The organism is Pseudomonas sp. EU05-FHT14B02, from assembly GCF_058791055.1.
Genome location: NZ_JBYTDD010000070.1, coordinates 1 through 698, shown reverse-complemented (window position 1 = coordinate 698; position 698 = coordinate 1). Strand labels below are relative to the sequence as shown.

General features: G+C 62.0%; 1 protein-coding gene. It reads left to right on the top strand.

The genetic code is table 11. The annotated features are described in order from the left end of the window. Nucleotides 1-698: NAD(P)(+) transhydrogenase (Re/Si-specific) subunit beta (locus tag AC3WTM_RS29520; RefSeq protein ID WP_492574127.1), on the top strand; the 698-nt coding region annotated here is incomplete at both ends.

The following is a 698-nucleotide window of genomic DNA, read 5'->3' as shown; positions in this document are numbered from 1 at the left end:
GTGTCGATGCTCAACAGCTACTCCGGCTGGGCAGCGGCGGGCATCGGCTTCTCGCTGAACAACTCGATGCTGATCATCGCCGGTTCGCTGGTAGGTTCGTCCGGTGCAATCCTCTCGTACATCATGTGCAAGGCGATGAACCGCTCCTTCTTTAATGTACTGCTCGGTGGCTTCGGCAATACGGCGGACGCGGCCGGCCCGGCGGGTTCGAAAGAAGCCCGTCCGGTGAAGTCCGGTTCGGCCGACGACGCGACCTTCCTGCTGACCAACGCCGACACCGTGATCATCGTGCCGGGCTACGGTCTGGCGGTGGCACGTGCGCAGCACGCGCTGAAAGAGCTGACCGAGAAGCTGACCCATCGCGGCGTGACCGTGAAGTATGCGATCCACCCGGTTGCCGGTCGTATGCCCGGCCACATGAACGTGTTGCTGGCCGAGGCCGAAGTGCCTTACGACCAGGTGTTCGAGATGGACGACATCAACTCCGAGTTCGGCCAGGCCGACGTCGTGCTGGTGCTGGGTGCCAACGACGTGGTCAACCCGGCCGCGAAGAACGATCCGAAATCGCCGATTGCCGGCATGCCGATCCTCGAAGCGTTCAAGGCCAAGACCATCATCGTCAACAAGCGCTCGATGGCCAGCGGCTACGCCGGCCTGGACAACGAACTGTTCTACCTGGACAAGACCATGATGGTGTT